The sequence below is a fragment of the Janthinobacterium lividum genome, from assembly GCF_034424625.1.
GTDB classification, from domain to species: Bacteria; Pseudomonadota; Gammaproteobacteria; order Burkholderiales; family Burkholderiaceae_D; genus Janthinobacterium; species Janthinobacterium lividum.
On sequence record NZ_CP139976.1, the window covers coordinates 1,198,589 to 1,223,468 of the forward strand.

Sequence of the window (24,880 nt, forward strand, 5' to 3'; positions counted from 1 at the left end):
TTTTCACGCTTGTTCAGCCTTTGGCCGCCGTTTGCGGCCCGCCGCGCATGGCAAACACCATGACGGCCGAGACCACCGCCGGGATGGCGACGACGAGGAAAATCGTGCTGTTGGGCCAGTTCAGGCGGATCAGCTCGCCACCGAGCACGGGGCCGATGATGGAGCCGATGCGCCCGATGCCCAGGCTCCAGCCGATGCCCGTCGAACGCAGGGTGGTCGGGTAGTAGCTGGCCGCCAGGGCATTGACGGCCGGCTGGCCGCCCACCACGCAGAAACCGGCGATGAAGATCGTGATGAACAGGAAAGCGAGCGAGACGTCCGGACGGCCGATCAGGGCAATCGCCACGGCGGCGACGAGGAAGCATGGCAGCAGGATGCGGCGGAAGCTGGAGCGGTCGATCAGCTGGCCCATGACCAGGGTGCCGATGGTGCCGCCCACTTGCAGGGCCGTGCCGGCCAGCACGGCGTTGGCCGTGGATAAGCCCGCTTCCTTGGCAATCGTCGGCAACCAGTTGGACAGGAAATACAAGTTGAGCAAGTTCATGAAGTTGATGACCCACAGCAGGATCGTCATCTTTGCGCGGCCGCCCGTAAACAATTGCAGCACGGGCGCACCCTTGTGCTCTTTCTCGTGCACGAGGTATTGCGTGTCGGCCGTGATGGTGACCGTCGGGTCGATGCGTTTCAGCCACTTGGCGACTTTATCGAGCTTGCGTTTCTTGAGCACCAGGAATTGCATCGATTCCGGCAGCAGGAAGAACATCAGCACGCCGATGGCGAGCGGCACCACGCCGCCCACGTAAAACACGGATTGCCAGCCGAATGCGGGAATCAGCGCGGCGGACAATAGACCGCCCAGCACGGCGCCCAGGGTAAAGCCGCACGAGACCAGCATCATCAGGGTGACTTTCTTGCGCAGGGGGCTGTATTCGCCGGCCAGCGCCATGGCGTTCGGCATCACGGCGCCCAGGCCCAGGCCCGTGATGAAACGGATCAGCTGCAATTGCTCGATGGTGGTGGCCAGCGGCGTGACCAGCATGCACAGCGAAAAGAAGATGGTCGAGCCGATCAGCACGGGACGGCGGCCGAACTTGTCGGCCGTGATGCTGAAGACGAGCGAGCCCACCAGCATGCCCAGGAGACCCGCGCCGAACACGGGACCCAGGTTGGCCTTGCTCACATGCCAGTCGGCAATGATGGCCGGCGCCACATAGCCCATGGCCTGCACGTCGAAGCCATCCATGATGACGCACAGCCCGCACAGGATCAGCATGCCGATCTGGAAGGAGCCGATCTTGTTGTTATTGATGAGATCGGGAATATCGATCGTCGTGCCTGCCGTGGACATGCTGCCGCTCCTGTTTTTATGGTGATCGCGCCCTGCCGGCGAGGGACGGGCGCGTGTTTGTCTCAGGCTTTATTACAATCGCTTTTGATTGATTATTCAAACGTTATTTTCGAATGGATTTATCGGATTAGCTAATGAATATGGCGCAAAAGTAATCTTGCCTGCATGCTAAGATCGCGCCATGAAAAATCTGCTCAGTCACTTTCTTGCCTTGCAAGCCAGCCTGCCGGCGCACGGTCCCGGTTTCAGCGCGCTGATCCAGTGCGACGGCGAGACCTTATTGGAACTGCATCATGGCCTGGCGTGCCTGGAACTGGGCGTGCCCCTGACGGCGCAGTCGCGCTACTACCTGGCGTCGGAATCGAAGCAATTCACGGCCGCCTGCGTGCTCGACCTGGTGCGCCAGGGCGCCATCGGCCTCGACGACGACGTGGCGCCCCATCTGCCCGAAGTGCGCCAGTTCGGCGCCGTCATCACGGTGCGTCAATTGTTGAATCACACCAGCGGCATTCCCGATTATTTCGACTACCTGGCATGCCAGCTGGGCCGCCACGACAGCGATTATTTTGACAATGCGCTGCTGCTGCGCCTGATCGCGCGGATGGAGGATCTGACATTTCCGCCCGGTAGCGCGCATGCCTACAGCAATTGCAATTACATCTTGCTGGCCAAGCTGGTGGAAGCGGTCGCCGGCCAGCCGCTGGCGGCGCAGGCGCGCGAACGCCTGTTCGCGCCGCTGGGCATGCACGCCACGGCCTTCGATGTCGACCGGCAAGCTGTCATGCCCCAGCGCGTGCGCAGCTATAGCGTTGATCCCGCGCAGGCGGGCGGTTATCGCCAGCACCTGGGCAATGCGAATACGGTCGGTGACGGCGGCGTGTATGCCTCGCTGCACGACCTGGCCCTGTGGGAGCGCGACTGGCAGCGCCAGTACCGCGATCCGTCCAGCCTGGTGCGCGCGCAGCTGGCGGAAACGCCGGGCCCCGATGGCCTGAGCTGGTCCTACCGCTACGGGCTGGAGCAAATCGAGCATGGCGGACGCACGGTGGTGTTCCATGACGGCGGACTGTGGGGTTTCCGGGCCTTGCTGCTGCGCGTGCCCGAGGCGGGCCTGTCCGTGATCCAGCTGGCGAATGTGGACAGTTGCGAGCCGGACCAGGCGGCCTGGCTGGCGGCCATCGCTGCCGACCTGGACGACTGATCAGTGCCGGCTCGGCACAGCTGCCAAAATGACATCGAGTGCCGGGTGCATGATCTTGCGCTCGTTCGAGATGACGTAAAACTGCTCGCGCAGGGACGAGGCGTCGCCGACCAGCACGGCGCCAAATTGCTCCTCGATATCGGCGGCCAGGCTGGCGGACGCGAAGAACAGGCCCAGGCCCTTGCGGCCGAACGCGTTGAGCATGGCGTTATCCTCGAATTCGCCGACCACATCGGGGCGCACGCCTTGCTGCACCATCCACTCGTCGATGCGCCCGCGCAGGGCGTTATTGCGCGCCGGCAGCAGGAAGGGGGCGCCACTCAGGCGGTGCGGGAAATCCTCGCGGTAGCGCTCGGCCAGCGCGGGGATGGCGAACAGCTTCATGGCGCTCTCGCCCCACAAATGGCTCGAGACGCGCAGGCTGGCGCCGGCCGGCACGGCACGGTCCGTCAAGACCAGGTCCAGCTTGTGCAGGGCCAGGTCGGCCAGCAAGGATTCGAATTCATCTTCCAGGCACACGAGCTTGACGGGCTTGTCCAGGCTGCGCGTGGCGTCGAGCATGCGATACGCCATCAGTTTCGGCAGCGAGTCGGAAATACCTACCGTCAGGCGCATCTTTTCCGCGTCGGTGTCGGCCAGCGCTTCCTGCATCTGCTCGCCCAGCAGGAAAATCTGGTCCGCGTAGCCGAGCGCCAGGCGTCCCGCTTCCGTCGGTACCAGGCGCCGTCCCTGCGGCTGCAGCAGCGACTTGCCCAGCTCCTTTTCCAGCAAGGCCAGCTGCGTGCTGATGGTTTGTACGGCCAGTCCCAGCCGCTCGGCCGCGCGCGTCACGCCGCCTTCCTTGGCAACCACCCAAAAGAAGTACAAATGGCGGTAATTGAAGCCCGTGGTTTTCATCGCGTAGTCCTATCTTCTGTTTTTGCGAAGTAATGCTTCTATTATCTTCTATTTTTAAATGTGTCACACGTCCCTATACTACGTTCCATTGAATTTGGATAAAGGGGAACTATCGATGAAACATTTCAGAGTGTCATTTCTAGTGACATTTATCTGTCTGGGCATTTCCGCCTGGTGGGGTTACACGCACGGTGGCGTGCAGACGATGCTGGCGGCGCTCGGTATCGCGGTGATCCTGGGTGTGATGGAAGTCTCGCTGTCGTTCGACAACGCGGTGGTCAATGCTTCGGTGCTGAAGAATTGGGACAAGTTCTGGCAGGGCCTGTTCCTGGGCGTCGGTATCATCATCGCCGTCTTCGGCATGCGTCTGGTATTCCCGCTGGTCATCGTGGCGCAAGCGGCGGACCTGGGTTTGATGGAAGTATGGAATCTGGCACTGAGCAATCCTGAACAGTACTCGATGCACCTGACGAATCACCATGCGGAAGTGGCGGCCTTCGGCGGCATCTTCCTGCTGCTGGTGTTCCTGAACTTCCTGCTGGACTCGGAAAAAGAAACGCACTGGCTGGGCCGTATTGAAGAAAAACTGGGCGCGCTGGGCAAGATCTCCTCGATTTCCGTGATGATCGCGCTGGGCACCCTGATGGCCAGCCTGTCGATGATCGAAGAAGGCCAGAAACTGGTGGTGCTGACGGCCGGCCTGTGGGGTATCTTGACCTACGTGGGCGTCGATGTGGTCAGCGGCTTGCTGGAAGGCGATAACGGCGACGGCAACGTGGGCGACATCGTCAAGCGCGGCGGTATTGGCGGCTTCCTGTACCTGGAAGTGCTCGATGCTTCGTTCAGCTTTGACGGCGTGATCGGCGCGTTTGCCATCACCAAGGATGTCGTGATCATCATGCTGGGCCTGGCGATTGGCGCGATGTTCGTGCGCTCGATGACGGTGTTCCTGGTCCGCAAGGGCACGCTCGACGAGTTCGTTTATCTGGAGCACGGTGCGCACTATGCGATCGGTATCCTGGCCGTGATCATGTTGGTCAGCATGAAGTTCCACATTCCCGAGATCTTCACGGGTTTGATCGGGGTGGCCTTCATTCTCGCCTCGCTGTGGTCGTCGATCCGCTACAAGCGCAGGATTGCGCTTGAAGAAGGCCAGGCGGAAGCGCTGGAGCCGGCCAAGGCAGCAGCAGTGTAAAGAATGCGCGGCAAACGACTACACCGGTTTGTCGGCAAGTTGTAGCAAGCGTCGCCGCCGGCCTGGGGAGTCAGGCCGGTGGAGGACGCCAGGTGTTTGGTCATATACAACCCACATAGGAGAAATACATCATGGCAATCAGTCTGCAAAAAGGCGGCAACGTCAACCTGAGCAAGGAAGCCCCTGGCATTTCGAAGATGATCATCGGCCTGGGCTGGGATGCCCGCGCCACCGATGGCGCCGCGTTCGACATCGACGGTTCCGTGTTCCTGCTGAAGGCCGACGGCAAGGTTCGCGCCGACGTCGACATGATTTTCTACAACAACCTGAAATCGAGCGACGGCTCCGTCACCCACTCGGGCGACAACACCACCGGCGCCGGCGATGGCGATGATGAAACCGTCATCGTCGACCTGGCCACCGTGCCAGCCGAGATCGACAAGATCGCCGTCTGCGTCACGATTCACGATGCCGAAGCGCGCAAGCAAAACTTTGGTATGGTATCGAAGGCGTATGTACGCTGCGTGAATGCCAATGGCAACACGGAAATCGCCCGCTTCGACCTGTCGGAAGACGGTTCGGCGGAAACGGCCATGGTCTTCGGTGAAATCTACCGTAATGGCGCCGATTGGAAATTCAAGGCCATCGGCCAGGGCTATAAAGGCGGCCTGGGTCCACTCGCAGCATCGTTCGGCGTCGGCGTGTAAGTCGTCAATAGTAAATAGCACAGGCGGTCCGCAGTGCGGGCCTCCGCCATCACCATCATCGTTGAGGAAGGAATAGGTATGCCAGTTTTTAGTATTACCGGGGACGTCGATCCGTTCCTGCATGTGTCGCTTGCCAAGGGCGAGAAGATTTATTGCGAATCCAACGCGATGGTGATGATGGAAACCAATCTTGAGCTGAAAGGCAAGATGACCGGCGGCATAGGCGCCGCGCTGATGCGCACCTTTGCCAACGGGGAATCGTTCTTTCAGCAGCATATCGAGGCCATGCGGGGCGATGGCGATTGCTTGCTGTCGCCCACCTTGCCTGGCGCGATGCGGGTGCTCGAGGTTGGCGCCCAACAATACATGATCAGCGACGGCGCTTTCGTGGCGGCCACGTCTGGCGTGGAATTGAAGGTGCGCACGCAAAGCCTTGGCAATGCGCTGTTTGCCCAGAGCGGTGGTTTTTTCATCACCGAGACGGCAGGCAGCGGCCAGTTGGCGGTGTCCGGTTTTGGCGCGATGTCGATACTGGAAGTGACGCCTGGCAAGGACGTGGTGATCGATAACTCGCACGTCGTGTGCTGGGACAACCGCCTGCAATACGAAATTTCCATGACGACCGGCAGCAGCGGCGGCTTTCTGGGTAACCTGATCAATAGCCAGACCAGCGGCGAGGGCATGGTACTGAAGTTTTCAGGCACGGGAAAAATCCTCGTGTGTTCGCGCAACCGCGCGGCCTTCCTCGCCTGGACCCAAAGCAAGCCGGCGTAAGAGCAGTTGATGCAACCAACCAAACAGGAGCAATGCGTATGTCTGTCAATTTGAGCAAAGGCCAGAAGATTTCTCTGGACAAAGAAGCTGGTACCACCCTGACCCGTATCACCATGGGCCTGGGCTGGGATGCGGCCAAGACCAAGGGTTTCCTCGGTTTCGGTTCGAAGACGGAAGCCGTCGACCTGGACGCGTCGTGCGTCATGTTCGATGAGAACAAGAGCACGTCCGACATCGTCTGGTTCCGCCAGCTGAAAAGCAAGGACGGCAGCATCGTCCACACGGGCGACAACCGCACGGGCGCGGGCGATGGCGACGACGAACAGATCAATGTCGATCTGTCGAAAGTGCCGGCGAACGTGAAAAGCCTGGTCTTCACCGTCAACAGCTTTACTGGCCAGAACTTCTCGCAGGTGGAAAATGCTTATTGCCGCATCTTGAATGCCAGCAATAACCAGGAAGTCGCGCGTTTCAACCTGTCTGTGCAAGGTTCCCACACGGCGCAGATCATGGCCAAGCTGTACCGCCATAACGGCGAATGGAAGATGCACGCCATCGGAGAAAACGGCAACGGTCGCACCTTTGACGACTTAATGCCCCAGATTTCCGTGCATCTATAAGGAGCAGTACGCAGCGGGCGGGGGACGGACCGGATACCGGCCCTTGTCCGCTGCTCTATATTGAAGGAGAGTATGTCGTGATGCGATTGCTGATAGCCTTGCTACTTCCGTGTCTCACGTTTTTTATGCTGGGGCGCCCGCTGGCCGGTGCCGCCGCCTTGATCTTGCAGTGCACTGTGATCGGCTGGGCGCCGGCGGCCCTGTGGGCCCTGTACACGGTGAACCAGCATAAAACGGAGCAGGAACTGGAAGGTGCGTTAAGCCGCAGCTACATGCGCAGGCGTAGTCGGTTGATCTAGATCAGCCGGGCGCTTGGAATCCTTGCGCTAAAGCCCGCACGAGCGATCGTGCGGGCTTTTTTGTGGGCGCTCACTTCTTGCAGCGTATCGGCACGTTCACGGAATTGCCGTCCGAACTCAGGTTGCGGTACTGCAAATCTTCGCTTTCGATGGCAAAGCGGGGCACGGCGTGCACGTAGCGCTGCTTGCAGACGGTGTCGTCATTGATCAGCTGGCCCGCCAGCATGTAGTCGCACAGGGCAAAGCGCGATTCTTCGTCGTCGAGGATCAGCACGCGCGCGGCGCTGTACAGGGCCGATTGCAGCACTTCCGGGCTGCAATTTTCCGGACCCGTCAGCTTCAGATGGGTTTTCGTTTGCGTGGCCAGGCGTTGCAGCTTGACGAGGGCGGCGCGCTCTTCCTTGCGCGCACCGTCGACGTGCACGTCCTCGCTGGCCAGGCGCAGCGCCAATGAGGCGATCTGGTCGATGGAAATATGCCAGGCAAAGCCTTCCAGCCGCGTGCGGATCTGGCCGGGCAAGGGATCGGCCGCATCGACTTCGCAGCGGTACTGGCCCAGATGGGGGCGGCACAGCACGGGAATGGCAAAGGCCGAGGTGCGCTTGCCCTTCACGAATTTCTGGCTCAGGTCGCCAAAGTTTTCATGCGTGATGGTATCGAAGCGGGCTTGGCCAAAGCCCATCTTGACGAGGTTTTCCTTGCGCTGGCGCGAGAACAGGGCGTCGACGGCATCGTAGATATTCTTGTTGAAGATGCGGTCCAGCGGCTGGCGCTCGTCCGACATCTTTTCAAACACGGCGCTGGAATTGGGCGCGTTGGCATCGATGGAAATGAGGATGAAGGGCTTGCTGTTCAGGCGCGGCGGCACGACGGCCATGTCGTTGCCGTACAGCTGCGTCAGGGCCACGTCCCACAGGGTTTCCACGCCCAGGTTGTCGGCCGCGCCGCCATCGAACAAATGCACGTACGACGGCGATTCGCGCGATTCGGAGCCGAGTTCCGGCACGAAACTGTTTTTCGGGCGGAAGCGCTCGAAGGTGACGGAGTCGAACACGCCGGGAAACGCGGCCGAGGTGGCCACGGCTGTTGCCAGGCGGATATCCTGGATCGGCGAATGCAGGGTGCTGTAAAAATACTCGTAGGAAAACACCACGCGCTTGCCGCCATCGGTGGCGTCCGTTGCGTTGGCCAGGAAGATGGGGCCGTCGTGCGGCAAGTCCTGGTAGGTTTTCTTGTCGTACAGCACATCGTCGAGCACGTCGGACAGGAACGAGGTGCGCGTCTTGTTCGTCAACAACATCGTCGTCAGGTTGGCGGGTTTCAAGATGGTCTGTCCAAAGAAATCCGTTTTCAGCTTGCTGCGCAGCAAGGGCCAGTCCGTCTGCTTGCCATGCAGCGCATAGTAGCCGCCCGCGATGGCGCCGCCCGACACGCCGGAAATGGCCGAGGCGCCGCTGACGAGGCCGAACTGTTCCAGCTGTTCCAGCGAGGCGGCCGAGAAATTGGCTGCGCGGCTGCCCCCGCCGGACAGGGCGATGCCGATGAAGTGGTCATTCGGCATGGGATTCTGGATGCGCGCCTTGGGCGCGTCGATGCGCAGGCGCGGGGTTTCCTGCACGGTAAACGTGCGGTTTTCGACGCCGCGGTTGGGGCGCAGGGCGAGTACCGTGCAGCCGCTCAGCAGCGCAACGAGGATAAATGGGACGAACAAGCGTGGATTCATGCGTGATCTGTGCGTAGTCATTGGTTGGGATACGGACGGAAACGTGTGCGATTCTAGCAAACCCGGCAACAATCAGCTATTCATCTGATAGCCGAGCATGGCGGCATTGTAGAGCGCGTGTGTAAGCATGGGCGCCAGCAGCGCGCCGCTGCGCTCGTATGCGATGCCCGTGCACAGGCCCAGCACGAAGACGGGCAGCATGGCGGCCGGTGGATGCACGATGGCAAACAGCGCGGCGGCGAGGCCGATCGCTTGCCAGGCGGGCAGAGAACGGCGCAAGCCGCCCTGCAGCAAGCCGCGGAAGATGAATTCCTCGCACAGGGGCGCGGCCAGCACGCCCACGGCCAGCAGCCACAGTCCGTCGCTATTGATCTGCATCAATGGTGCAGCGGGCGGCGGCAACAGGGCCGCGTAGCCGATGCCGAACAGCACCGCGGCACAGGCGCCCGCGACTCCCCGGCGCCACGGCTGGCGGCCCTGTCCGATGCGCGGCACGCCGGCCGTCCTGGCGCGCCAGTAGACGAGGCGCAGCAGCACATACGTGAGGGTACCGGCCGCGCCGAAGGCGATGGCCAGCTGCGCCAGCGGCGTCGCACTGCTCCCTTTGAGCAGGATCAAGGAAAGTGTCTGCAAGATGAAAAACAGCATGGCTGCGATCAGGCCGTCGGCCGCCGCTATTCTCGCTGGCGGCGAAGCGGCGGGATCGAGCAGGCAGGGCAGCGCGTCGCGCGCCTTTTGCCACAGGGCCACGGCCAGCGCGCCCGTGAACACGACAAACACCAGTTGCTGCACCAGGCTGCCGGCGGCCAGCGCGGCGATGTACAGGCCGGTGAGCAGCAAATACAGGTACATATACGTGGGGCGCACCTTTGCCGTGGTTTCCGTGGCCAGCGGGTCGCTGGCAAACACGCCCAGCGCCACGGCGATCAGCGCATACAAGGGGATGCCGGCCAGGGCCAGCAGCATCAGGCCCGCCGTCTGCCACGACCACGCGGGCAGCCAGGCCAGCGCCGCACCGAACAGTATCAATGGATACAGCAGGGCCAGCAGGGCCCACAGCTGCGCCTTTTGCCGCAGCGCCTGTTCGATGGAGACGGGAAACGTGTACAGCAGCCACAGCGCGCCGCCTTCCTTGTTCAGCGTCTGGAAGGCCGACATCAGCAGCACATAGGTGCCGAGGAAAAAGCCGGTGGAGGCCAGCAAGACGGGGCTGGCCAGCAGCGCGTGCACGTCGCGCACCCGGCCCGTAAACAGGGCTTGCCCGCCGAGGATCAGCAAGGGCATCAGCAGGGTCTGCACGAGAAAATTGCGGTCGCGCAAGAGCAACGTCAGCTCGCGCCGCTGGATCGCCGTGCCGATGCGCGGGCGCCACCGCTGCGTGGGCGATGGCGCAGCTGCCGGCTTGCGCGCGGCTTCGCGTTGGCCCGCGCCCACGACGCCGTGGCGCAACTGGCGGCGCAGGATGGCCATGCCCAGCAGCATCAAGCACAAGCATTGCGCCAGCAGCAGGACGGCGGGCAGCAAGGCGGCCACGCCATCGGCATTGAGCAGGCGCAGCAGCAGGCCCGGCGGCGTCCAGCCGCTCCAGGCGGGCATGGCCGCCGCCCAGGCATACGCGAAGCCGCCCGTGCCCATGCCGAACGACATGCCGGTATACATGGGCAATAGCCCGGCCAGCGAAATCACTGCCTGCAGGTTGCCCAGCCGGGATGGCGTGAGCGACAGGCGCAAGCCCGTGTCGACCAGGGTGCGCAGCATGGCGGCCAGGGCCAGCAGGACGAGGCTGGCGAGCAGGCCGGACAGTGGTGAAAACCAGCCCTGGCCCGAATACCAGGCGATGACGGTCGTGCTGGGCCACAGGGCCAGCAAGCCGGCCGGATTGACGAGCGTGCGTTCGAGCACGCGCGCCCACAGCAGGGTGCTTTTCCTGACGGGCAGGGTGACCAGCCATTCCAGGTCCCAGTCCGGCTTCGATAGTTCCCCCATGCCCAGCGGCAGCAGGACGCTGACCAGCCACAACAGCCCCAGCTGCAGGGTCAGCCCGCCGATCAGCGTCGCGCTGAACGGCGTGGCTATCAGTTGCGTGATGACGGGGTCGAGCAGGCCGCTGTCCGTGTGCAGGCTGCCGCGCGCCTGGCAGGCGGCGACCTGGTCCAGCAAGCAATGCATGTTCAGCACGCTGTGGCGGGCGATGCTGCCGAAGGAAAACAGCATGGGCAGCAATAGCAGAGCGCCCAGCAGCCAGCGTCCGCCGCGCTTGCCCGGCGTAGCGGGGCGGCTTTTACTGTTTTTCTTGAAGGAAAGCCCCCGGCCGCTGATGTTGAGCAGGCGCTGCAGGCGCAAGCGGGTCAGCAGCCAGACGGCGCGCCAGGCGGTGGGCGGCGCCGCTGTCATGCCGTCGACGTTTCATCGGTGAGTTGCAAGAAGAGCTCTTCCAGGCTGCCATCGCTGGACAACTGCTGGCGGATATCGTCCAGGCTGCCCGTGGCGACCAGGGCGCCCCGGTGGATGATGGCGACCCGGCTGCACAGCTTTTGCGCCATGTCGAGCAAATGCGTGGACACGAAGATGGTGGTGCCGGCGGCGGCGCAGCGCAGCAGGCGTTCCTGCACGTCGCGCGAGGCACGCGGGTCGAGGCCGTTGATCGGTTCATCGAGGATCAGCACGGCCGGATCGTGGATCAGCGCGCAAGCCAGGCCCAGTTTCTTCTTCATGCCCAGCGAGTAATTGACGGCGAAATCCTCGCTCGCTTCGTCCAGGCCGAATTCCGTCAGCAGGCGCGCCGCGCGGGCGGCCGCTTCCGCGCGCGAAAAACCATGCATTTCGGCCACGAATTGCAGGATTTCACGGCCGCGCAAATAATCGTAAAAGATGGGATTGTCGGGCAGGTAGCCCACCTTGCGCTTGACGGCGGCGCCATCGCGGTGGCAATCGAGGCCATCGACCAGCACGCGCCCGGCGCTGGGTACGAGGATGCCCATCAGCATGCGGATGGTGGTGGTTTTTCCCGCCCCGTTCGGACCCAGGAAGCCGAAGATCTCTCTTTTTCCTACCTGCAAGGTCAGCGGCTTGACGGCCTCGAACGCGCCGTACTGTTTGGACAAACCTTCGAAGCTGATCATCATGCATCCCAAAAAAGATAGCGTGCAGGATGATAGCCTGATACGGCGCCGCCAGAGCGCCCCTTAGTGGCGTAACTTAATGCCGCAGCATCACGCCGATGGCGATGCAGGCCAGGATCGCCAGGCTCATGGCGAGGCTGTAGGCGACCATCAATAACAGCCAGCGGCAGACGGTGGCGAGTTTGCCGCTTGGATACACGCGCCACATGGCCCAGGGCAGATAGGCCAGCAGCCAGGCGCCGAGCACGAGGCGGACAAGGTCGACGGGGATCAGAATCATCAGCGCCATCGTGATGAAGGCGAAGGCATTCGTATGCAAGGCGAACAGGAAATGCTCGCCATAGCGGCGTCCGCTGCCCAGGTAAAGGATTTTCAGGAACAGGGCGAACAGCGGCATCAGGCAAAACATGGCGTACGGCGCGTAATGGAAAAAGCTTTCCACCACGAGTTTTTGTTTCTCGGCCGTGGGCAGTTGCTCAAAGTCTTGCCATTGGCGCGGCAGCGTGGGCGTCTGGCCCAGAATGCTGACCTGCATGGTCGATGTCTTGTTTTCCGCAATGTGGCGGGGACCATGGGCGCCTACCTGGGCTTGCTGGTCGTGGACGGTGAGGAACACGCCGGGGCTGCTGAACTTGAGGATGGCAAAGAACAGGATGCTGAAGGTCAGGTAGACGCGCAGCGGCTCCACGTAGCGCACGCGGCGTCCCGCGAGGTATTCATTACTGAGTGCGCCTGGGTGGAACAGCAGCAGGGCCAGGGTACGCCAGAGCTTGCCTTCGAGCGCCACATAATGGGCGACGAATTCATGCAGGAATTCACGCGCGCTGGGCATGTGCAGGGTAGTCGTTTGGCCGCAGGCGCTGCAGAAGTTGCCTGGCGCATCGGTATTGCAGTTATGGCAGCTGCTGGCGGGACGCGTGCTGGATGACACTGTTTTCAAGATAGACTCTTTCCATGGCCGAAAGGTAAAGACGATCGCTCAAGGGCGCAGCATATGATGAATGAAAAGAATGATAAAAGCGTATTTTTTTGCGTTCTAGTTGCTTCCGAGATACAAAATGCCTGTGCCGTTCAGCGGCCACCGAAGGCGGCCAGCAGGCGCCGTTCGCCGGCCGGCGTGAGGCGCAGGGCGCGGCTGTCGAGTTCGCGTTCGGCCCAGCGCTGGCGCAGGGCCAGCTGCAGGATGGCGGCCCCCAGTGCGCCGCCCAGGTGGGCGCGCCGTTCGCTCCAGTCCAGGCAGGCGCAGGCGAAGCGGCGGCGCTGGCGCTGCAATTGCGGCACGTCGATGCCCAGGGCCGCCATGCCGGCCGCACCCGATGCCGACAGCCGATACTCGCCTTCGCCGCCATCGGCCAGCAGCCAGCCTTGCGCTTGCAACTGGTCATGCAGGGCGACGGCCACCGTGCCGGCCATGTGGTCGTAGCAGGTGCGCGCATGGCGCAAGCGGTCCGGCGTGGTGGGCGTAAATGGCGTTGCCGCCACGCCGGCCACCACCAGCAGCGCTTCGAGGGCCTGGCCCACTTCCGCGCTGGCGAGGCGGTAGTAACGGTGCTTGCCCTGCGCCAGCATCGACAGCAAGCCATCGTCGCGCAAGCGCGCCAGATGGGCGCTGGCCGTCGAGGCGCCCACCTCGGCCAGCGCCGCCAATTCCGTGGCCGTGCGCGCATGGCCGTCGAGCAGGCTGCACAGCATGCGCGCGCGGGCCGGTTCGGCGATGGCGCCGGCCAGTTGCGCCAGTCCCATGTCGGCCGAGGGAAGCTTGTCATCCATGATTCGTTCCAGGGCGAAGTGTAGTGGTGGAAGGGGCAGCATACTCGTGTCCCCACCTCACTGCAATGGAATGCGCATGCCGCTCGCCGACTTTGTTATCGACCCCGCCGACCCTTTTTCAGCCGTTACCCACGCGGCGCCGTATGACTACTATCGCCGCCTGGCGGACGGCCCGCCGCTGCGTTTCGATGTGCGGCTCGACTGCTGGCTGGCGACGGGCGCGGCCGGCGTGCACGCCGTGCTCGAGCATCCCGATTGCCGCGTGCGCCCGCCCGGCCAGCCGGTGCCGGATACCCTGGAGGGCACGCCGTGCGGTGCGATTTTTGCGGAATTGGTGCGCATGAATGAAGGGGAACGGCATGCCGTGCCGAAGCAGGTGCTGGCGCGTTCGCTGGGACAGGTGGACCTGGCGCGCCTGCAGGCGCGGACATGGCGCATGGCCAGCGACCGCGTGCCCGCCAGCGCCGCGCAATTGAACGGCGCGCTGTTCGAACTGCCCCTGTTTGCCATGGCGGACTTGCTGGGTTTTGCGCCAGCGCAATGGCCGGCGCTGGCCGCCTGGACGCGCGATTTCGTCGCCTGCCTGTCGCCGCTGAGTAATGGAGAACAACTGGCTGGCGCGCAAGTGGCAGCCGACGCCTTGCTGCAAGGTTTTACCGCGTTGCTGCGCGAGGCGGATGCATTGCCCGGCAGCTTGCTGGCCAAGGTCGTGTCCGAGGCGGAAGCGCTGGGCTGGCAGGCCTCGGACGGCGTGCTGGCCAACCTCGTGGGCCTGCTGTCGCAGGCCTGCGACGCCACGGCCGGCTTGCTGGGCAATGCCATAGTTGCCTTGCGCACGCAACCGCAGTGGTCCACGCAAGTGCGTGCCGCCCCCCGGCTGTGGCCAGCCCTGCTGCGCGAGGTCAGCCGGCATGACCCCTCCATCCACAACACGCGCCGCTACACGGCGCAAGACGTGGAGTTCGATGGCGTGCGCGTGGCGGCCGGGCAGATGATCGTCGTCGTGCTGGCCAGCGCCGGCCATGCAGAGTGCGGCTTTGGCCATGGTCGCCACGCCTGCCCGGGCCAGTCCATCGCGCAGGCCATTACCACGGCTTGCCTGCAGGCGTGGGCCGACGGGCTGGACCGCGTGCCGCTGGCGTGGCGTTATCTGCCGTCGCTGAACGCGCGCATCCCTGTTTTTAGCCTGGGAGAAATGAAATGATTGCCGTGATTTTCGAAGTCTGGCCCGGCGCGGAAGGGCGCCAGCAGTATCTGGACCTGGCCGCCGCGCTGCGTCCCTTGCTCGATGAAGTGGACGGTTTCATTTCCATCGAGCGCTTCAGCAGTCTGAGCGAGCCAGGCAAATTGCTGTCGCTATCCTTCTTTCGCGACGAGGCGGCGCTGGCGCAATGGCGGCAGCTGGAAGCGCACCGCGCGGCGCAAACGGCCGGCCGGCAGGGCGTGTTTGACGACTACCGGCTGCGCATTGCCGCCGTCGTGCGCGATTACGGCATGCTGGACCGGCAGCAGGCGCCGGCCGACAGCCGGCGGCGCCACAGCGTTTAGCGGGGCAGTGCGCCCTGCGTGATTTTCACTTTGACCCGGTACGTGGGCTCGGCCGCATTCAGGGCGGGCGGCGTGGCCGGATCGACGTCGAGCAGGGTAAACGTCAGGTGGTTGACGGTGACGGAACTGGCGGCGCCGGGCATGGAGTCGGACAAGACGATGTCCGCGGCGCCTGCGCTGTTGAGCAAACTGAAACTGTAGCTGACGTAGCCTTTCCACACGCACACGGCGCCCTTGCGGCAGCGGCTGTCGTTGACACGTTCGAGTTTCAGGGTGTCGGTGGCCGTGATGGCCACCTGTTCGCCCGGCGAGAGCACGTGGGTGACGCTGCGCGGCGTGTTTTCCGCGTCGCCGGCGCTGCCGGCCGCGCCGCAGCCAGCCAGCACGGCCAGGCAGGCGAAGAACAGGGGAAGCAGCACGGTGCGGTAAGAGCGGGTCAGATAATGCATGTTTTTCCTTTCAGGTGGAGCGTCCCCGGCGTGCTTGTTCACGCGTGGGATGAAAATGATAGTAACAAAATGATATTTTTACGGCGCACTATTGGCGTGCTGCCGGTGAATTGATGCGCCAGCCACGCGGCGCGCCGATTACTGCGTAGAATGGCTGTTTTGAAAATCAGGAAACAACCATGAAAAAAACCGACCTGGCCAAAAGCGATGCCAAGAAACTGATGGGAAAGATGAATGTTCCCGGCGCCGGTGCATTCGGTAAGGAAGCGGTGGTCATCGACCGCCGCGAGCAGCGCAAGCGCGATCAGGCCCTGGGCCTGGTGCCATTCGCCGTCAAGCTGAACAGCGATCTGGTCTTGCAATTGCAGACCCTGGCCAAGGAACGCGGCGCGGATCTGAATGAATTGGTCGCCGAACTGATCACCAAGGGCTTGGCTGCAGCGTAAGGGCTGACAATGTTTATCTGTTGATAAATATCAAGGTATAAAACTAAAAGGCGCCTTGCGGCGCCTTTTGCATTGCGGCATTGCTTGCGATTACACGTAGGCTGCCAGGGCGCCCTTCATTTTTTTCAGCGCCGCCACTTCGATCTGGCGGATGCGTTCGGCCGATACGCCGAACTCTTCTGCCAGCGCGTGCAGGGTGGCGCCGGAGCCGTCGTCGTTGGCCAGCCAGCGCGCTTCGATGATGCGGCGCGAACGGGCGTCCAGCTTCGACAGTGCCGTTTCCAGGCCTTCCGATTGCAGACGCGTCACTTGTTCCGCTTCCAGTACCTTGGTCGGCTCGCTTTGCTCCGACGACAGATAGGCGATCGGCGAAAACTTGTCGTCTTCATCGTCGGTCGGCGATTCCAGTGCGATGTCGCGGCCGCTCAAGCGGGTTTCCATCTCGATCACTTCTTCGCGCTTCACGTCGAGCAGCTTGGCCAGCGCATCGATCTGCTTTGGCGTCATCGCGTCCAGGCCCGTCTTGTGGCTGCGCAGGTTGAAGAACAGCTTGCGCTGCGCCTTCGTCGTCGCGACCTTGACCAGGCGCCAGTTTTTCAGGATGTACTCGTGCATCTCGGCTTTCACCCAGTGCATGGCGTACGACACCAGGCGCACGCCCTGGTCCGGATCGAAACGCTTCACGGCTTTCATCAAGCCGATATTGCCTTCCTGAATCAGGTCGGCGTGCGGCAAGCCATAGCCCAGGTAGCCGCGGGCAATCGAGACCACCAGGCGCAGGTGTGACAGCACCAGTTCCTGCGCGGCGGCCAGGTCATTTTTTTCACGCAGGCGTGTCGCCAGCGAAATTTCTTCGTCATGGGTCAACATGGGCAGGCGGTTCACGGCCGAAATATAGGCGTCGATATTGCCCAGATTGCCAGTGAACCCGAGGCCCAGCGCATTACTTTTGGTCGGAACCAATGCGGACGTTGCGGACATCATAGTCATGTTTTCTCCCTCGTAGTCTTGCTTTGTTCCAGTTGGCCACGTCACGCGACGTGGCAGCTCGTATCGTCGTTTTTGCGTATTCGGTCTTGCACTTTGCAGATCGCGGCACCATCTTGATCTGGCGTCCATGGCGATTCTGCTATTGGTATGTCCCTATATTAGCACTCTCTGCTTGAGAGTGCCAATCAGCACATTTAATCGACCTGATAGCCTAAATGCTATGGCGAATGAATGCTTGATATACATCTGTAAAAAACGATCTGAACAGCGCCGCAGGCCGCTTTACGACAACATGGCCAGTCTACGGCCTCTGGCTGAAGCGAGCCTTAAGAATACTTGCTTAATATCAATATGGCAGCAATATGGGGATGGCGAGACGCATGGCGGCGCGGGAGCGCCGCCATGGAAAGGAAGGTCAGTTCAGGCGCGCCAGGTGGCGCTGCACGCAGAGGAAGGCGCCGATCAGACCCAGGCCGGCGCTGAGGGCCAGCAAGCCGGCCATCGGCAGCGGCGCCAGCGGCACCAGCTGGAATTCGGACGCATACAGGCGGGCAAACTCGGCAATCGCGGTATTCAGCGGCTGCAAGGCCAGCGCCACGGCGCCCAGGGCCAGCGCACCGGCGCACAGGCCCAGCAGGGCACCCGTGTAATAGAAGGGGCGGTGGATGAAGGTATCGGTGGCGCCGATCAATTTCGAGATGCTGATTTCATCGCGCTGCTGCATCACCTGCAGGCGGATGGTATTGAAGACCACGGCGATCACGGCCACGCCCAGCGTGATCGCCAGCAGCAGCAGCACCAGGCGCAGCACACCCAGCAGGGCCGCCAGGCGCTTGACCCAGGCCGAATCGACTTGCGCCGATTCCACGAATGGCAGCTGGCGCAACTGTTCCGCCACCGCATCGACATCCTGCGCTTCGCTGGCACTGCTGAAGGCATCGAGTTTCAGCACATAGCTGTCGGGCAGGGGATTGTCGCCCAGGGTGCTGAGCACATCGGCCAGTCCGCTCTTGTTTTTCAGCGAGTCCAGCGCCTGTTCGCGCGGGATGAAGACGATCTTCGCCTTTTGCGGGCCCACGATCTTGCGCATGGCGCTCGCCAGGGCCACGGCTTGCTCGCGCGGCGTGTCGATCTTCAGGAAGACGCTGATTTCCGGGTCGACCGACATCTGTTCCGACATGGGGCGGACATTGTCGAGCATGGTCAAGCCGGCGAACGGCAGCGACAGGGCGATGGCGACGACGAGCACGTTCAATAGAAAGCCGCCCGGCGACTTGCGCAAGTGAATCAGCGCCGAACCGAGGGCAAAGCGGTGTTGACGGAACCAGCCTCTCATGCCTGCTCTCCCTGCGCGTCGTCCTGGTCGGGCGAGGGCGCAAAATCGGGATCGGGCGGCGCGAAGACGGGCGCCTGCGTGGCCTTGTCGATGGCGACCAGCTGGCCGTTTTTCAGGTGGATCACGCGGGCGGCGGCGTCGAGCATCTGTTCGTCATGGCTGGAAATGAGGCAGGTCACGCCCACGGAGTGGAATGCTTTCAGGGCGTCGAGCACCTTGTTGGCGCTGGCGCGGTCCAGGTTGGCCGTCGGTTCGTCGGCCAGGATGATCTGCGGCCGGTTGACGATGGCGCGCGCGATCGATACGCGCTGCTGTTCCCCGCCCGACAGCGACAGCGGTCGCGCCATGGCGCGGTCCAGCAGTCCCACCTTGTCGAGCGCGGCGCGCGCGCGTTGTTCGGCGGCCGCCTTGTGGGCACCGACGACGAGCAGCGGCAGCATGACGTTGGCCAGGATGGAGCGGTCGTTGAGCAATTTTTGCTGCTGAAAGATCAGACCCATGTTACGGCGCAAAAACGGCACGCCGGCCGGCTTGATCTTCGCCATGTCCTGGCCATTGACGATCAGCTTGCCCGACGTGGGGCGTTCCATGGCGGCGATCATTTTCAGCAAGGTGGATTTGCCGGCGCCGGACGGGCCAGCCAGGAACACCAGCTCGCCCTTGGCAATACTGAGCGAAATGTCGCTGAGCGCCACGGCATCGGGGGAGTATTGCTTGGAGACGTGCTGAAATTCAATCATGTATGGGCTTATCCGAGCAGCGCTTCGACAAATTCGGCAGCCACGAAAGGCTGCAAGTCTTCAATCTTCTCACCGATGCCGATGAAATACACGGGCACGGGACGTACGCGGGCGATTGCCGCCAGCACGCCGCCCTTGGCGGTGCCGTCCAGCTTGGTGATCACCAGGCCGCTCAACTGCAGGGCATCGTCGAAGGCCTTCACTTGCGTGAGGGCGTTCTGGCCCGTGTTGCCGTCGATGACGAGCAAGGTTTCATGCGGTGCGCCATCCATGCCCTTGCCGATCACGCGCTTGATTTTCTTCAATTCTTCCATCAGGTGCAACTGCGTCGGCAAGCGGCCTGCCGTGTCGACCATGACCACGTCGATGCCGCGCGCTTTCGCCGATTGCACGGAGTCGTAGGCCACGGCGGCCGGGTCGCCCGATTCCTGCGAAATCACGGTGACGTTGTTGCGCTCGCCCCAGACCATCAGCTGCTCGCGCGCGGCGGCACGGAAGGTGTCGCCCGCGGCCAGCAGCACGGACTGGTTGTTCGACTGCATGTGCTTGGCCAGCTTGCCGATGGTGGTGGTCTTGCCGGCGCCATTCACGCCGGAAATCATCATCACCAGCGGCTTGTGGCGGCCCAGCTCGAAGCGCTTTTCCAGCGGCGAGAGCAGGTCGATCAGCAGCACTTTCAGGGCGGCCTTGACGGCGGCCGCGTCGAGCAGCTTGTCTTCCTTGACCCTTTTCTTCAATTCCGTCAGCAGGAATTCCGTGGCGTCGATGCCGGCGTCCGACATCAGCAGCGCCGCTTCCAGCTCTTCGTATAGGGCGTCGTCGATTTTCGCGCCGACAAACAGCACGGACAGGGTGTTCGAGGTTTTCGACAGGCCTGCCTTGAGGCGCGTCATCCACGATTTTTTCTCGGGTTCGGCGGCCACGATCACGGGCACGAGCTCGGCCGGCGCACCGCTCAGGGGCGTAGCGGCAGGCTGCGGGGCAGGCGGCGTGGCGGCGGGAAGGACGAGAGGCTCGGCTGGTGCAGCCTCGGGAGCGATGGGTTTTTTCTTGAAGAAACTAAACATGGATGTGTGGTGGCGGGTGCTGACCTAAGGCCCGGCGGCGCCGGACACTGTGTTACGGGCTATTCTACCAGAGCGCGCCCGGCCCTTCATGCTTTACTGTTCGATTGGCAACATTGCGCCGCTATCCACGGAGATCGCCGCAGTTGCCGCGCTTTTCAGCCGGTTCAATGGGTTTGCAGGGCCAGTGCCTGGTGGCGGCGGCGCCAGTCGGCGATGCTTTCGTCGACTTGCCGCAGGTCCAGCACATGCAAAAAGTGTGGCGGCTGCCTGGTCAGCACGGGACTGCGTCCGCCGGCCCACAATTCCATGTTGGGCGGCAAGCTTGCATGCAGCTGCTGGAGGCTGTCGCGCGTCTGCCGTTGCTTGCTGGCGCTGGAAAACGACAGCGCCACGATGTCCGCCCGTTGCGCGCGGGCGGCCGCGACGATGTCGCTCAGCGGCGTTTCCACGCCCAGCGACATGCAATGGGCGCCGGCCGCCGCGCACAGCGCCTCGGCCATCAGCAGCCCCAGGCCATGACGCTCCTGCGGCAAGGTACTGAGGACGATGCGTGGGGAGCGCGTGGACGGGCTGCTTGCTTGTGGCAGGGAAAAGATGGCGTGGCGCATTACCGTTTGCAAGGTTTCGCTATACAGATGCTCCTCATATACGGCCAGTTCGCCGCAAGCCCACGCTTCGCCCACCATGCCGGTGAGGGGGGCGATGACGTCGATGGTGAACGCTTTCAGGCCCAGCACGGCCAGCGCCTGGCGCAGGGCGTCGCCCAGTTCGGCCATCTGGTGGCCACGGCACAGGGACAGGTAGTGTTCGAGCTGGGGGGCCGGCGTTGACGGCGCCGCGCTGCTGGCGCTGGCCAGCTGCTGCAATTGCACGGTGCTGTGCTGCATGATTTTGCCCGGGCGGAATCCGAGGTCCAGCAAGCGCTTGACCATGCGCAACTTCTGCACTTGCTCGGCCGGGTAGCTGCGCTCGCCAAAGGCGTCGCGCTGGGGCTGGGGAAAGGCGTAGCGGCGCTCCCACACACGCAAGGTTTCCTTGGCCAGTCCGGTATCGCGTTCGACATCGCTGATGCTGAAGGCGGAAGTAGGTTGCAGGTCAGTATCCATACCAGGGTGGCTTTGCTCGCATGCGGAAGAACGTGGCATGCATTTTACGCCTTCCGCCGCCCCATACCAAATAGCTGAATCCGATTGGAAAGTGCGGGCGTATGAGTTTTGGAGCGGCTCGCACACTCATTGACATGAATCAATATTTCATCGATTATCCATGAAGCTGATTTTGTCCAGGACAAATTTAATGCAGGTGTACTCATGAAAATTGCCGTCGTCGGAGCAGGAATCGCAGGTTTGTCGTGTGCCTATCGCCTGGCGCAATCGGGCCAGGACGTCACCTTGTACGAGGCGGGCGACTATTTTGGCGGCCACAGCCATACGGTGGATGTCACGCTCGATGGCGTCACGCATGGCGTCGACACGGGTTTTCTCGTGTTTAACCACGCCACGTATCCGAATCTGGTGCAACTGTTCCAGGAACTCGGCGTCGAGGCGGCCGACAGCGACATGTCGTTTTCCGTGAAGATGCCGCTGGGCGCGACGCCGGACGCCCGCGTGCTGGAATGGGCGGGCGCCAATCTGGACACCGTGTTTGCCCAGCGCAGCAATCTGCTGCGCCCCGCCTTTCTGCGCATGTTGCGCGACATTCTGCGCTTCAACCGCCAGGCCAGCGCCCTGGCCACGGCCGCCTTGCCGGCGCCGGCCATGCCGCTGGGCGAGTTTCTCGACCTGCACGGCTATGGCGACGAGTTCCGCCACTGGTATCTGCTGCCGATGGCCGCCTGCATCTGGTCGTGCCCGGCGCGCCAGATGCTGGACTTTCCCTTGGCTACCTTCATCCGTTTCTGCCACAACCATGGCTTGCTGCAAGTGAGCGACCGGCCGCAATGGCGCACGGTGCGGGGCGGCTCGCGCGTGTACGTGGAAAAATTGCTGGCAGGCATCCCACAGCAGCGCCTGGCTTGCCCCGTGCTGGCCGTGCGCCGCCAGCCGCACGGTGGCGCGCGCATGGTCGAGCTGCAGACGGCCGCCGGCGTCGACCACGTCGACCACGTCGTGCTCGCTTGCCATAGCGACCAGTCGCTGGCCCTGCTGGGAGATATCCGCGACGACGAACGCGGCGTGCTCGCCGCCGTGCGCTACCAGCCCAACCGGGCTGTGCTGCATACGGATGCGTCCTGCCTGCCGCAGCGCCGCCGTGCCTGGTCGGCCTGGAATTACCAGGGCCGGCCGGCCGCGCACGGTGATGCGCCGCAGGTGTGCGTGCATTATTTGCTGAACCAGTTGCAGCCTTTGCCCTTCACCACGCCTGTCATCGTTTCGCTCAATCCGCTCGACGAGCCCGATCCGGCAAGCATCATCGACGAGTTTTCGTATGCCCATCCCGTGTTCGATGGCGCGGCCATTGCGGCCCAGGCGCGCCTGGCCAGCTTCCAGGGCGCGCAGCACACGTGGTTCGCGGGCGCTTGGACGGGCTACGGCTTCCATGAAGACGGCTTGAAGTCGGGCCTGGCCGTGGCGGAAGCACTCAATGGCCTGGCGTCGGCGGAGCTTGGCCATGCCGCGTGATCCCAAGCAGCCGCTCCGGCCGCAGCCCCAGCTGTGCCTGGGACGGGTGCGCCATGCGCGGCTGCGTCCGCGCGCGCATGCCTTTGCTTACGGCATGTTTTATGTGCGTTTGCCCTTGCGCAGCCTGGGCGCGCACGATTTTGCTGCCCGTTTGATTTCGCGCAACAGCGCCAATGTGCTGTCCTTCCGCGACAGCGACCACGGCGATGGCACGACGCCGCTGCTGGACTGGATCGACGGCTTGCTGCGCCAGCATGGCGTGGTCGACGCGGGCGGCGAAATCTGGCTGCAAACCATGCCGCGCATGTTCGGCTATGTCTTCAACCCCGTCAGTTTCTGGTTTTGCCACGGGCTTGACGGCGCGCTGCGGGCTGTGCTCTGCGATGTGCGCAATACCTTTGGCGAGCGCCATTTGTACTTGCTCGAGCAGGGCGGCGCCATCGCGTATGGCAGCGAACTGGTCGCCAAGAAAATTTTCCACGTGTCGCCGTTTTGCAAGGTGGAAGGCCAGTACCGCTTCCGTTTCCTGCGCAATCACGCTCAGGGCGGCGAGCGCCACCTGGCCAGGGTCGATTACGACGACCTCGATGGCCCGCTGCTGCAGACGAGCTTGTCCGGCACGGCGCAGCCGCTGCGCGATGGCGCCATCGCCTGGGCCTTGCTGCGCTACCCCCTGATGACGTTTGGCGTGATGGCGCGCATCCATTGGCAGGCATTGCGCCTGTGGCTGCGCCGCGTGCCGTTTTTCAGCAAACCCCACCCTCCACAAGAAAAGGTGTCCCGATGAGCTCCGATTCCCTGCCGACCGGCCTGCATGCGCGCAGCAGTTCCACTCCCGTGCATGTGCATGACCATCGTGACATGCCCGCTGCCGGGCGCATGATTGTGCGCCTGCTGGAAAAATTGCAATATGGCGCTTTGCGCCTGCGCACGCCTGATGGCAGCATCTTGCTGTACGGCGATGGCAGCCACCCCGTCACCCTGGACTTGCACAACTGGCGCCTGTGTGCGGCCGTCCTGCGCTCGGGCGACATCGGCTTTGCCGAAACGTTTATCGCGGGGGACTGGCGCACGGACAATTTGCCGGGCTTGATCGAATTGATGATACGCAACCGTGCGCACATCGAATCCCTGATCTACGGCAACTGGTGGGGCAACCTGATCTATAAGGTGCGCCATCTGCTGCACCGCAATTCGCGTGCCGGCAGCAAGAAGAATATCCACGCCCATTACGACATCGGCAACGCCTTTTATCAGCTGTGGCTGGACCCGTCGATGACGTATTCGAGCGCGCTGTTCAGCGAAGGCGCCAGCCTGGAGCAGGCGCAAGGTGCCAAATACCGGCGCATCGCCGATCAACTGCAACTGCAGCCGGGCCAGCGCGTGCTGGAAATCGGCTGCGGCTGGGGCGGCTTTGCGGAAACGGCGGCGCGCAGCTACGGCGCCCACGTGACGGGCCTGACCTTGTCGACCGAACAGCTGGCCTATGCGCGCCAGCGCCTGCACGATGCGGGGCTGGCAGGGCAGGCCGACCTGCAGCTGTGCGATTACCGCGACAGCCATGGCCAGTACGACGCCATCGCCTCGATCGAGATGTTCGAAGCCGTGGGACAAAGCTACTGGCCCGGCTATTTCGAGTGTGTGGCGCGCAACCTGAAGCCGGGCGGACGCGCCTGCATCCAGACCATCGTCATCGCCGACGAACTGTTCGAGCGCTACAGCAAGAGCACGGATTTCATTCAACAGTACATTTTCCCGGGCGGCATGCTGCCTTCGCCGGCCGGGTTTCGCCGCGCCGCCGAGGCGCAGGGCTTGCGCGTGGAAGACGCCTTCAGCTTTGGCCTCGATTACGCGGAAACCTTGCGCCAGTGGCGCGCCAGCTTCCTGGCCCAGCGCGCGGCGCTGGAAAAGCAGGGTTTCGATGGCCGTTTCCTGCTCACCTGGGAGTTTTACCTCGCGTATTGCGAGGCCGCCTTCGAGGCGCACAACACGGATGTGATGCAATTTACCCTGATCAAGGACTGACC

At 62.9% G+C, this 24,880-nt stretch carries 25 protein-coding genes; 12 read left to right on the forward strand and 13 right to left on the reverse strand.

Annotation, left to right across the window (positions count from 1 at the left end; genetic code table 11):
• Positions 1–13: 13 nt before the first annotated feature.
• Positions 14–1,348, reverse strand: a complete 1,335-nt coding sequence (locus U0004_RS05420; RefSeq protein ID WP_070258807.1) for an MFS transporter — start codon at positions 1,346–1,348, stop codon at positions 14–16.
• A gap of 181 nt (positions 1,349–1,529) precedes the next feature.
• Between U0004_RS05420 and U0004_RS05425 the strand changes: the two genes are divergently transcribed.
• Positions 1,530–2,549, forward strand: coding sequence for a serine hydrolase domain-containing protein (locus tag U0004_RS05425; protein WP_070258809.1), 1,020 nt, complete (start codon positions 1,530–1,532; stop codon positions 2,547–2,549).
• Here the strand turns inward: U0004_RS05425 and nhaR are convergent, their stop codons facing one another.
• Positions 2,550–3,446, reverse strand: coding sequence for a transcriptional activator NhaR (gene nhaR / locus U0004_RS05430; RefSeq protein WP_070258811.1), 897 nt, complete (start codon positions 3,444–3,446; stop codon positions 2,550–2,552).
• A gap of 115 nt (positions 3,447–3,561) precedes the next feature.
• Here nhaR and U0004_RS05435 point away from each other — a divergent pair, with 115 nt between their 5' ends.
• The 5 genes from U0004_RS05435 to U0004_RS05455 all read left to right on the forward strand — a co-directional run bounded on the left by U0004_RS05435 (position 3,562) and on the right by U0004_RS05455 (position 7,041).
• Complete coding sequence (locus U0004_RS05435; protein WP_070258813.1) at positions 3,562–4,641, forward strand: DUF475 domain-containing protein; 1,080 nt, start codon at positions 3,562–3,564, stop codon at positions 4,639–4,641.
• 131 nt (positions 4,642–4,772) lie between these two features.
• Positions 4,773–5,348: a TerD family protein gene (locus U0004_RS05440; RefSeq protein ID WP_034784897.1), complete on the forward strand. Its 576-nt coding sequence runs from the start codon at positions 4,773–4,775 to the stop codon at positions 5,346–5,348.
• Between the two features lie 78 nt (positions 5,349–5,426).
• Entirely contained in the window at positions 5,427–6,122 is a 696-nt protein-coding gene (locus U0004_RS05445) for a TIGR00266 family protein (RefSeq protein WP_070258816.1), read from the forward strand.
• A 38-nt stretch (positions 6,123–6,160) separates the two neighbouring features.
• Positions 6,161–6,742 carry a TerD family protein gene (locus U0004_RS05450; RefSeq protein WP_034784902.1) on the forward strand — a complete coding sequence of 194 codons (582 nt, stop codon included), beginning with the start codon at positions 6,161–6,163 and terminating at the stop codon, positions 6,740–6,742.
• Between the two features lie 125 nt (positions 6,743–6,867).
• Positions 6,868–7,041 (forward strand): YqaE/Pmp3 family membrane protein, encoded by a 174-nt coding sequence (locus tag U0004_RS05455; protein WP_370452789.1) that lies wholly within the window; start codon positions 6,868–6,870, stop codon positions 7,039–7,041.
• Positions 7,042–7,111: 70 nt separating this feature from the next.
• Here the strand turns inward: U0004_RS05455 and U0004_RS05460 are convergent, their stop codons facing one another.
• The 5 genes from U0004_RS05460 to U0004_RS05480 form a co-directional block, all read right to left on the reverse strand.
• On the reverse strand, positions 7,112–8,764 hold the full coding sequence (locus U0004_RS05460) for a patatin-like phospholipase family protein (RefSeq protein WP_070258818.1): 1,653 nt from the start codon (positions 8,762–8,764) through the stop codon (positions 7,112–7,114).
• 72 nt (positions 8,765–8,836) lie between these two features.
• On the reverse strand, positions 8,837–11,158 hold the full coding sequence (locus U0004_RS05465) for a type II CAAX endopeptidase family protein (protein WP_070258820.1): 2,322 nt from the start codon (positions 11,156–11,158) through the stop codon (positions 8,837–8,839).
• A complete protein-coding gene (locus U0004_RS05470) occupies positions 11,155–11,889 on the reverse strand; it encodes an ABC transporter ATP-binding protein (RefSeq protein ID WP_231958547.1) in 735 nt (244 codons plus the stop codon). Before U0004_RS05470 ends, U0004_RS05465 begins: the two co-directional genes overlap by 4 nt.
• Before the next feature lie 73 nt (positions 11,890–11,962).
• Positions 11,963–12,817, reverse strand: a complete 855-nt coding sequence (locus U0004_RS05475) for a DUF3667 domain-containing protein (RefSeq protein ID WP_231958553.1) — start codon at positions 12,815–12,817, stop codon at positions 11,963–11,965.
• A 140-nt stretch (positions 12,818–12,957) separates the two neighbouring features.
• Entirely contained in the window at positions 12,958–13,656 is a 699-nt protein-coding gene (locus U0004_RS05480) for an ArsR/SmtB family transcription factor (protein WP_070258824.1), read from the reverse strand.
• Positions 13,657–13,732: 76 nt separating this feature from the next.
• Here U0004_RS05480 and U0004_RS05485 point away from each other — a divergent pair, with 76 nt between their 5' ends.
• Both U0004_RS05485 and U0004_RS05490 read left to right on the forward strand, forming a co-directional pair.
• Positions 13,733–14,860, forward strand: a complete 1,128-nt coding sequence (locus U0004_RS05485) for a cytochrome P450 family protein (protein ID WP_070258826.1) — start codon at positions 13,733–13,735, stop codon at positions 14,858–14,860.
• The gene (locus U0004_RS05490) at positions 14,857–15,204 is read left to right on the forward strand and encodes an antibiotic biosynthesis monooxygenase family protein (protein ID WP_070258828.1); all 348 of its coding nucleotides are present in this window, start codon (positions 14,857–14,859) and stop codon (positions 15,202–15,204) included. The genes U0004_RS05485 and U0004_RS05490 overlap by 4 nt, the downstream gene beginning before the upstream one ends.
• On the opposite strand, the gene U0004_RS05495 is transcribed toward U0004_RS05490, so the two are convergent.
• Positions 15,201–15,653 (reverse strand): hypothetical protein, encoded by a 453-nt coding sequence (locus U0004_RS05495; protein ID WP_070258830.1) that lies wholly within the window; start codon positions 15,651–15,653, stop codon positions 15,201–15,203. The two genes, U0004_RS05490 and U0004_RS05495, sit on opposite strands and share 4 nt — an antisense overlap.
• Before the next feature lie 179 nt (positions 15,654–15,832).
• Here U0004_RS05495 and U0004_RS05500 point away from each other — a divergent pair, with 179 nt between their 5' ends.
• The gene (locus tag U0004_RS05500) at positions 15,833–16,099 is read left to right on the forward strand and encodes a hypothetical protein (RefSeq protein ID WP_034784922.1); all 267 of its coding nucleotides are present in this window, start codon (positions 15,833–15,835) and stop codon (positions 16,097–16,099) included.
• Between the two features lie 90 nt (positions 16,100–16,189).
• On the opposite strand, the gene rpoH is transcribed toward U0004_RS05500, so the two are convergent.
• The 5 genes from rpoH to U0004_RS05525 form a co-directional block, all read right to left on the reverse strand.
• Positions 16,190–17,083, reverse strand: a complete 894-nt coding sequence (gene rpoH, locus U0004_RS05505; RefSeq protein WP_034784924.1) for an RNA polymerase sigma factor RpoH — start codon at positions 17,081–17,083, stop codon at positions 16,190–16,192.
• 421 nt (positions 17,084–17,504) lie between these two features.
• Entirely contained in the window at positions 17,505–18,425 is a 921-nt protein-coding gene (ftsX, locus tag U0004_RS05510) for a permease-like cell division protein FtsX (RefSeq protein WP_034784931.1), read from the reverse strand.
• Positions 18,422–19,165, reverse strand: coding sequence for a cell division ATP-binding protein FtsE (locus U0004_RS05515; RefSeq protein WP_034784934.1), 744 nt, complete (start codon positions 19,163–19,165; stop codon positions 18,422–18,424). The genes ftsX and U0004_RS05515 overlap by 4 nt, the downstream gene beginning before the upstream one ends.
• Before the next feature lie 8 nt (positions 19,166–19,173).
• Positions 19,174–20,232, reverse strand: a complete 1,059-nt coding sequence (ftsY, locus tag U0004_RS05520) for a signal recognition particle-docking protein FtsY (RefSeq protein ID WP_034784937.1) — start codon at positions 20,230–20,232, stop codon at positions 19,174–19,176.
• Positions 20,233–20,396: 164 nt separating this feature from the next.
• Positions 20,397–21,338, reverse strand: a complete 942-nt coding sequence (locus U0004_RS05525; protein WP_070258832.1) for a MerR family transcriptional regulator — start codon at positions 21,336–21,338, stop codon at positions 20,397–20,399.
• Positions 21,339–21,542: 204 nt separating this feature from the next.
• Here U0004_RS05525 and U0004_RS05530 point away from each other — a divergent pair, with 204 nt between their 5' ends.
• Genes U0004_RS05530 through U0004_RS05540 form a run of 3 tightly spaced genes read left to right on the forward strand, consistent with a single transcriptional unit; the run spans position 21,543 to position 24,878 of the window.
• Entirely contained in the window at positions 21,543–22,853 is a 1,311-nt protein-coding gene (locus tag U0004_RS05530; RefSeq protein ID WP_070258834.1) for an NAD(P)/FAD-dependent oxidoreductase, read from the forward strand.
• On the forward strand, positions 22,843–23,640 hold the full coding sequence (locus U0004_RS05535) for a DUF1365 domain-containing protein (protein ID WP_070258926.1): 798 nt from the start codon (positions 22,843–22,845) through the stop codon (positions 23,638–23,640). The genes U0004_RS05530 and U0004_RS05535 overlap by 11 nt, the downstream gene beginning before the upstream one ends.
• Positions 23,637–24,878: an SAM-dependent methyltransferase gene (locus U0004_RS05540; RefSeq protein ID WP_370452790.1), complete on the forward strand. Its 1,242-nt coding sequence runs from the start codon at positions 23,637–23,639 to the stop codon at positions 24,876–24,878. The genes U0004_RS05535 and U0004_RS05540 overlap by 4 nt, the downstream gene beginning before the upstream one ends.
• The last annotated feature ends 2 nt before the right edge of the window (positions 24,879–24,880 follow it).